This window comes from Deltaproteobacteria bacterium GWC2_65_14 (genome assembly GCA_001797615.1).
GTDB lineage: Bacteria > Desulfobacterota > Deferrimicrobia > Deferrimicrobiales > Deferrimicrobiaceae > GWC2-65-14.
The window spans coordinates 21,040-28,301 of the sequence record MGPV01000025.1 but is presented as its reverse complement, the minus strand read 5'-3'; the positions used below and the strand labels follow the sequence as shown (position 1 = coordinate 28,301).

The window sequence follows — 7,262 nt, the reverse complement described above, 5'->3', positions numbered from 1 at the left end:
CTGTTGTATCTTCTTTGTAGACACATTGAGGAGGTACCCCGATGAAGACTCGCATCCGGAAGTGGGGTAACAGTCTTGCCCTGCGCATCCCAAAATCGTTTGCAACGGAAGCCAACATCTCCGAGGAGTCGGTGGTCAATGTCTCAGTCGTGAAAGGCAAGCTGGTAGTCGCTTCCGTCGCCAAGCCGAAGGTCACCCTTGAGAAGCTTCTGGCTGGCATCAACGAGGAGAATCTCCACGGAGAGGTTTTCTCTGGACCGGCCGTTGGGGCTGAGGAATGGTAAGCCGGCGGGCGTATGTCCCGGATCGAGGGGACGCGGTCTGGATCACGTTGCATCCACAGGCAGGGCACGAGCAGACGGGGAGGCGTCCCGCCGTTGTTGTCTCTCCTGCTGCATACAACGGCAAGGTAGGGTTAGCCTTGTTGTGTCCCATTACCAGCCAGATCAAAGGTTATCCTTTTGAGGTCTTGACCCCAGGTCGCCTGAAAGTTTCGGGAGTAATACTGTCCGACCAGGTGAAAAGCCTAGATTGGCGGGCACGCCAGGCGGAGTTGATTTGTCGGTTACCAGAGGCGACGCTGTCCGAGGTTCTTCAAAAAATCGGAGTGTTGTTGTCGAAATAGTCTGCGCGTGGCTAACTACAGGCTGAAGCTGACGGCTGCCCAAAGGAGTGCCTGAGGCCCCGCCGCTTGGTGCTCAATTTCATAAATATGGTAACATATTATAACTTGCGGTCGACATTGTCTTGTGGCATGGTGAGAGCCAGGGAGAGGGCGCTTCCCATGCCGAGAAAAAGCCCGTACCAGATCCACCTGTCGTCGGAAGAGCGGAGCGAACTCGTACGGAGGGCGGCACGATATACGCTACCGTATTATCATGTCCTCCGGGCCAAGATGATCCTGTTGGCCGCCGAAGGGTTGGACAACGATGAGATTGCCGCCCGCCTGGATACAAGCCGGCTGGTCGTCTCCCGGTGGCGAAAGCGGTTCTTTGCACAACGCCTTCCGGGGCTTGACGAGCAGCCGCGTCCCGGCCGCCCCATTCGATGAAATCGCTCGGTTGCTGCGCCTGTGACCGGGGACCCTGGCTCGCGGGGGATTCCGCTCCGGGACGAAACGGATCCGGGGCGTCTCCACGGTCTCGCGGCTCCGGTACAATGAACGGTATGGATACGGACCCGCCGAGCACGGCGACCCGGTTCTTCGTGCCGGCGATGGACTGCCCGGACGAGGAGAAGGAGATCCGCACCGCCCTGGGGCGGCTTCCGGGAGTCGAGGAGATGACCTTCCGGCTCTTCGCCCGGCAGGTCGAGGTGCGCCACCGGTGCGCTACGGTGGAGATCCTGTCCGCGCTTTCGGCGATCGGGATGGACGGTCATCCGGTGGACGAGTCGCTCCGGCGGGCCGACCTCCCCGAATCCGGCAGCCCCCATTTGACCGTCTTCGCCCTGTCCGCGGTTCTTCTGTGCGCCGGGGCGGTCGCCTGCTTCCTCTACCCGGACCTCTCCTGGACGAAGGGATTCTTCCTCGCCGCCGTCCTCGCCGGAGGGGCGGGAGTGGCGGTGCGCGGCGCGAGGGAGCTTCGCAACCGCTCCCTCGGGATGAACGCCCTCATGACGGTGTCGATCGCCGGCGCGGCGGCGCTCGGGGAGTGGGAGGAGGCGGCCGTGGTCGTCACCCTCTTCGCGCTGGCCAACCACCTGGAAGCCCGGAGCCTCGACCGGGCGCGCAGGGCGGCCGCCGGCCTCTTCTCCCTCGCCCCGGAAACGGCGGTCGTGCGCGAGGGAGGGGTGGGCGGCCGCGAGCGGACGATCCCCGCGGGGGAGGTCCGCCCCGGAGACGTCCTCGTTATCCGGCCCGGCTCCCGGATCCCGGTGGACGCCGAGGTCTTCAAGGGAGGCTCCGACGTGAACGAGGCAACACTCACGGGGGAATCGATCCCGGTCGAGAAGGTGGAGGGGGACCCCCTGTTCGCCGGGACGGTGAACGGGCGCAATCCGATCCTCGCGACGGCGCTGCGTCCCCTCTCGGAGTCGGCCTTCGCGATGATCCTCCGCCGCGTCGAGGAGGCGCAGGCGAGCAAGGCCCCCGTCGAGACCTTCATGGAGCGCTTCGCCTCCCGGTACACCCCGGCGGTCCTCGTGTCCGCGCTCCTGGTGGCCTGCCTGCCCCCCCTGCTCGGTCTGGGGTCCGCGGCGGACTGGGCCTACCGGGGGCTCGTGCTCCTGGTCATCGCCTGCCCCTGCGCGATCGTGCTGGCGGCTCCGGTGGCCACCGTCTCGGCCCTCACGCGGGCCGGCCGGCAGGGGATCCTGGTCAAGGGGGCGAGCCATCTCGAGACGCTGGGGAAGGTCCGGGCCGTGGCGTTCGACAAGACGGGGACGCTCACCCGGGGGATGCTCAAGGTGACAAGGGTCCGGCCGGCGAGCGGGGTGGAGGAATCGGAGATCGTGCGACTGGCCGGGGCCGTGGAGGCGGGGTCCGCCCACCCGGCCGCCGAGGCGATCCGTCACGAAGCGCGCCGGAGGGGGATCGCGCAGCCGGCCCGGGGGACGCTGGCGCGCACCTTCGAAACCCTCGAGGGACGGGGGGTCTCCGCCGTGGTCGAGGGGAAACGGGTCTACGTGGGAAACCGCCGGATGTTCGCCGAGCGGGAGGGAACCCGGGGGCGGCTGGAAGAGATCCTGCCCGCCGGGGAGGAGAAGGGGGGCCGCACCTTCTCCATCGTGGGAACGGACGAGGGGATCGCGGGGGTCCTCGAGATGGAGGACGAGCTCCGTCCCGAGGCGAAGGAGGCGGTGCGGTCGCTGGCCGCGCTCGGGGTGGAGCATGTCGTCATGCTCACCGGAGACCACGAAGACGCCGCCCGCACGGCCGGGAGGGAGGTCGGGATCGACGAGGTCCTTTCCGGGCTGCTCCCGGAGGAGAAGCTGGAGAAGGTGCGGGAGCTGGTCGCCTCCCACGGCGCGGTGGCCATGGTGGGCGACGGGGTGAACGACGCGCCAGCGCTGGCGCTGGCCTCGGTCGGGATCGCCATGGGCGCGGCCGGGTCGCCGGCGGCGATCGAGACGGCCGACGTGGCGCTCATGGCCGAGGACCTCCGCCGGGTGCCGGAGGCGGTCCTGCTCGGCCGCCGGATGGTCGCCGTGGTCCGCCAGAACGTCGTCGCCTCGATCGCGATCAAGGCCGGCTTCCTCGTCGCCGCCGCCGCCGGGTACGCCACCCTCTGGATGGCGGTGGCCGCCGACATGGGGACGACGCTATTGGTCATCTTCAACGGGCTGCGCCTGCTGCGCAACGGCCCCCCGTCCGCATAGCCGCGTGAGCCGGACCCGTCTCCCCCGCAACGTCGTCGCCCTCGGCCTGGTGAGCCTCTTCACCGACATGTCGAGCGAGATGATCTATCCCCTCCTCCCGCTCTTCCTGACCGCATCCCTGGGAGCGGGGCCGGCCGTCCTGGGGGCGATCGAGGGAGTGGCGGAAGCCACGGCGAGCCTGCTGAAGCTGTTCTCCGGCGCCTGGTCGGACCGGATGGGAAAGAGAAAGCCCTTGGTCCTTGCCGGGTACGGCCTCTCGTCGGTCATGCGCCCGCTGATGGGGTTCGCCGCCTCCTGGGGGCATGTGCTCGCCATCCGGTTCTCCGACCGGATCGGGAAGGGGGTGCGAAGCCCCCCCCGGGACGCCCTGGTGGCCGAATCCGTCCCCCCGGAGGAGCGGGGGGGCGCCTTCGGCTTCCAGCGGGCGCTGGATCACCTCGGCGCGGTCCTGGGTCCCGCCGCCGCCTTCCTCCTGCTTGCGGGGGCCGGACTTTCCTACCGGTCCGTCTTCTTCCTCGCGGCGATCCCCGGAGGGATCGCCGTCGCCGTCCTCTGGCTCATGGTCCGGGACACCGGAACGAAGCCCCCCCCCGCATCGGGCAGCGGTCTCCGGCTGGAAGGCCTTTCCCCGGGGTTCCGCCGCTACCTGCTGATCGTGTCGCTCTTCACGCTGGGGAACGCCAGCGACGCCTTCCTGATCCTGCGCGCCGTCGAGGCGGGAGTTCCCGCCGCCTGGGTCCCTCTCCTGTGGGGGGGGTTCAATCTCGTCAAGTCGTCGCTCTCCACCCACGCGGGGATCCTGGCGGACCGGTGGGACCGCAGGAAGATGGTCGTCGCGGGCTGGGTCGTCTACGCGGCGGTCTACGCCGCCTGGGGAGTGGCGGAAGGGGCTGCCTGGATGGTCGGACTGTTCCTGGTCTACGGGCTCTACTCGGCGGCCACGGAGGGGGCGGAGCGGGCGCTGGTCGCCGATTTCGTCCCGGCCGAACGGCGCGGGGCGGCCTTCGGGTGGTTCCACCTCGCGGTGGGGGTCGCGGCGCTGCCGGCCAGCCTCCTCTTCGGGATCCTGTGGAGCCGGTTCGGGGCGCAGGCCGCCTTCGGCGCGAGCGGGGCCCTTGCGCTCCTCGCCTCCGGGCTGCTCCTCGCGCAGAAGGGCCCCGCCGCTTCCCACCGGTAGAACGCCGGAAGGCCGGGGCCGCTACCTCCCCCAGTGCGCCAGCGGGGCGAGGCCCGGCGTCTCGACGATCTGCAGCCGGAAGGGGCGGCGACGCCCCGGGACTCCCCCGAACCGGAGATCCGAAAAGGAGAGGATCCTCGTGCTCCCCTCCCGCGACTCCTGCACGACCGGGAACCGGGCGAACCAGAGGTAGGTCCGGACTTCGGGGATCTCCTCGACCGAGAGGGCCAGCGCCACGTCCTGCCCCCTGCGGACCCGCTGCTTCCATGCCACCGTCCCGGTGAACGGCTCCACGTCGCCGCGCAGAAAGGTGTCCCCGTCGTCCACGATGCCGTTCCAGGCGAAGGGACCCGCCGGGAAGGGGAACCGGTTCCGCTGCTCCGGGACCGGCAGGTCCGGAAGCCCGGAGAGCTCCTGCCTCGCCCATGCCTCCCCGACCAGCCGGATCTGGGCCAGCTCCTCCCCCACCCGGATCTGCCCGAGCCGCGGGAGCGCCGCCGCGGAGACCACCGGAACGCCCTGTCCGACCGCCGCGCTCCTCACCGCCTCCAGGGCGCGCAGATGCAGAATCGCCGCGAACCCGACATACCCGGCGAGGACGGCCATCGCCACGCGCGCGGGCCGCGCACGGCGGCGGGACAGGACCAGTCCGGCCACGATGATCCCGGTGAAGACCAGGTCGATGACGAACAGGATGTCGAAGGCGACCCGCGCGTCGGAGAAGGGCTGGAAGATCTGGGTGCCGTACGAGTTCAGCAGGTCCAGGGAGATGTGGAGAAGCTGCCCGAGGAGGGCGAACAGGTAAAGGGTCTTGAGGTCCTTCCATTTCCCGAACCGGTACAACAGCAGGGCGATCAGAAGGGAGGTCACCGCCACGCCGGCGAACCCGTGGGAAAACCCCCGGTGGAGCTTGAGGTACATCTCGCTCCCCAGGAGCCTGGCGACGTGATCGGCGTCGGGCAGGACGGATCCGAGGATCACCGCCGCCGCGGCTTCCTTCCTGCCGCTTTCCGAGGGAAGGGCCCGGGCGGTGAGCCACCCGGCAAGCCCATGGGTTACCGTATCCATACCCGGGGGATTATACCATCCCGGGAGCGGTTCCCAATAGGTTCAGATCATCCCGCGGGGGTCCAGGATCTTCTCGATCTCCTCCGGCGGGAGGACCTTCCTGTCCAGCAGGACCGCCCGGATCGTTCTCCCGGAGTGCCAGGCCTCGTGGGCCAGCTCCGCCGCCCTGTCGTACCCGATCTTCACCGCGAGCGGAGTCACCATCGCGAGGCTCTGCTCGATCAGCTCCCCGCACCGCTTCCGGTTCGGCGCGATCCCCGACACGCACCGCTCCGCCAGCAGGACAGATGCCGAGGAGAGGAGCCCGATCGACTCGAGGAGGTTGCGCGCCATCACCGGGAGCATGACGTTGAGCTCCAGCACCCCCAGCGAGCCGCCCAGCGTCACCACCGCGTCGTTCCCGATCGCCTGGGCGCAGACCTGGATCGAGACCTCGAGGATCACCGGGTTCACCTTCCCCGGCATGATCGAGGAGCCGGGCTGGAGCGACGGCAGGTCGATCTCCCCGATCCCGCACCGGGGGCCGGAGGAGAGAAGCCGGATGTCGTGGGAGATCTTCAAAAGCGACGCGGCCACTCCCTTGAGCGTGCCGCTGGCCGCCACCAGGGGGTCCTGAGCCCCCATCGCCTCGAACCGGTTCTCCGCCGGACGGAAGGGGATCCCGGTGGCGTTCGCAATCTCGGCGATCGTCCTCGCCCCGAACTCCGGGTGGGCGTTCAGCCCCGTTCCGACGGCCGTCCCCCCCAGCGGAAGCTCCTCGAGGTCGGCGAAGGCCGCGCGCACCCGCCGGATCCCGTGATCAACCTGGGAAGCGTACCCCGAGAACTCCTGCCCGAGGGTGACCGGCACCGCATCCTGCAGGTGGGTCCGCCCGATCTTCAGGATGTCGGAGAACTCCCCCGCCTTCGCCGCCAGGGCGTCCCGCAGGCAGGAGAGGGCGGGGACGAGCCGGTCCGACAGCTCCCGCCTCGCGGCGATCCGGATCGCCGAGGGGATCACGTCGTTGCTCGACTGGCACCGGTTGACATGGTCGTTCGGGTGGACCGGGGAGTTGCCCCCGAGAGGTTTGCCCAGCAGCTCGTTCGCCCGGTTGGCGAGCACCTCGTTCACGTTCATGTTCGTCGAGGTCCCCGACCCGGTCTGGAAGACGTCCACCGGGAACTGGTCGTCGAACTTCCCCTCCAGCGTCTCCCGGGCGGCCCGCGAGATCGCCTCGGCCAGAGAGGGGTCGATGAGCACAAGGCCCGCGTTCACCTCGGCGGCGAACCCCTTGATCATCGCCGCGGCATGGACGACCGGCAGCGGCATCCGGACGCCGCTGACCGGGAAATTTCCGACGGCCCGCTGCGTCTGCGCCCCGTAGTAGGCTTTCGCCGGGACCCGGACCTCCCCCATCGAATCCTTTTCCGTGCGGGTTCCGCTCATCGCTCGCCTCCCACCCCCTTGGATTCCCGGCCCGCCATGGCGGTTTCCCCCCGACGTCGGCAGGGACCGGCTCCCGCCCCGCCCTGTCCCGAGGGCGCATGGACCGGCTCCGCCGCCTCCTCCTTCGCTGCTCACGCTGCTACGGAGGACAAGTCGGAGGGGGGCTTCGCTGCGACTGCCCTCCGCTCCCGGAGAATCTTTTTATCTCCGCTCATCCCCCCATCCTTCGGCAGGCTGCGCCCACGGTTGCGCCCACGGTGCGCCCCGTCCCGAG

The 7,262-nt window shown here is 69.1% G+C and carries 6 protein-coding genes; 4 read left to right on the top strand and 2 right to left on the bottom strand.

Translation table 11 applies throughout. The annotated features are described in order from the left end of the window. The first annotated feature begins 41 nt into the window (after positions 1-41). The 4 genes from A2X88_08915 (at position 42) to A2X88_08900 (ending at position 4,495) form a co-directional block, all read left to right on the top strand. A complete protein-coding gene (locus A2X88_08915; protein OGP34679.1) occupies positions 42-284 on the top strand; it encodes a multidrug transporter MatE in 243 nt (80 codons plus the stop codon). A gap of 500 nt (positions 285-784) precedes the next feature. Continuing rightward, entirely contained in the window at positions 785-1,051 is a 267-nt protein-coding gene (locus tag A2X88_08910) for a hypothetical protein (protein ID OGP34678.1), read from the top strand. A 116-nt stretch (positions 1,052-1,167) separates the two neighbouring features. Beyond that, on the top strand, positions 1,168-3,318 hold the full coding sequence (locus tag A2X88_08905; protein ID OGP34677.1) for a cadmium-translocating P-type ATPase: 2,151 nt from the start codon (positions 1,168-1,170) through the stop codon (positions 3,316-3,318). 67 nt (positions 3,319-3,385) lie between these two features. After that, the gene (locus A2X88_08900) at positions 3,386-4,495 is read left to right on the top strand and encodes an MFS transporter (GenBank protein OGP34681.1); all 1,110 of its coding nucleotides are present in this window, start codon (positions 3,386-3,388) and stop codon (positions 4,493-4,495) included. Between the two features lie 21 nt (positions 4,496-4,516). Here the strand turns inward: A2X88_08900 and A2X88_08895 are convergent, their stop codons facing one another. Continuing rightward, the gene (locus A2X88_08895; GenBank protein ID OGP34676.1) at positions 4,517-5,563 is read right to left on the bottom strand and encodes a hypothetical protein; all 1,047 of its coding nucleotides are present in this window, start codon (positions 5,561-5,563) and stop codon (positions 4,517-4,519) included. Positions 5,564-5,605: 42 nt separating this feature from the next. Further along, on the bottom strand, positions 5,606-6,988 hold the full coding sequence (aspA, locus tag A2X88_08890; protein OGP34675.1) for an aspartate ammonia-lyase: 1,383 nt from the start codon (positions 6,986-6,988) through the stop codon (positions 5,606-5,608). Between the last annotated feature and the right edge of the window lie 274 nt (positions 6,989-7,262).

Coding starts and splice junctions, on each gene's coding strand:
- A2X88_08900 (OGP34681.1), top strand. CDS start 3,386: ATGTCGAGCGAGATGATCTATCCCCTCCTCCCGCTCTTCCTGACCGCA.
- A2X88_08915 (OGP34679.1), top strand. CDS start 42: ATGAAGACTCGCATCCGGAAGTGGGGTAACAGTCTTGCCCTGCGCATC.
- A2X88_08895 (OGP34676.1), bottom strand. CDS start 5,563: ATGGATACGGTAACCCATGGGCTTGCCGGGTGGCTCACCGCCCGGGCC.
- A2X88_08905 (OGP34677.1), top strand. CDS start 1,168: ATGGATACGGACCCGCCGAGCACGGCGACCCGGTTCTTCGTGCCGGCG.
- A2X88_08910 (OGP34678.1), top strand. CDS start 785: ATGCCGAGAAAAAGCCCGTACCAGATCCACCTGTCGTCGGAAGAGCGG.
- aspA (OGP34675.1), bottom strand. CDS start 6,988: ATGAGCGGAACCCGCACGGAAAAGGATTCGATGGGGGAGGTCCGGGTC.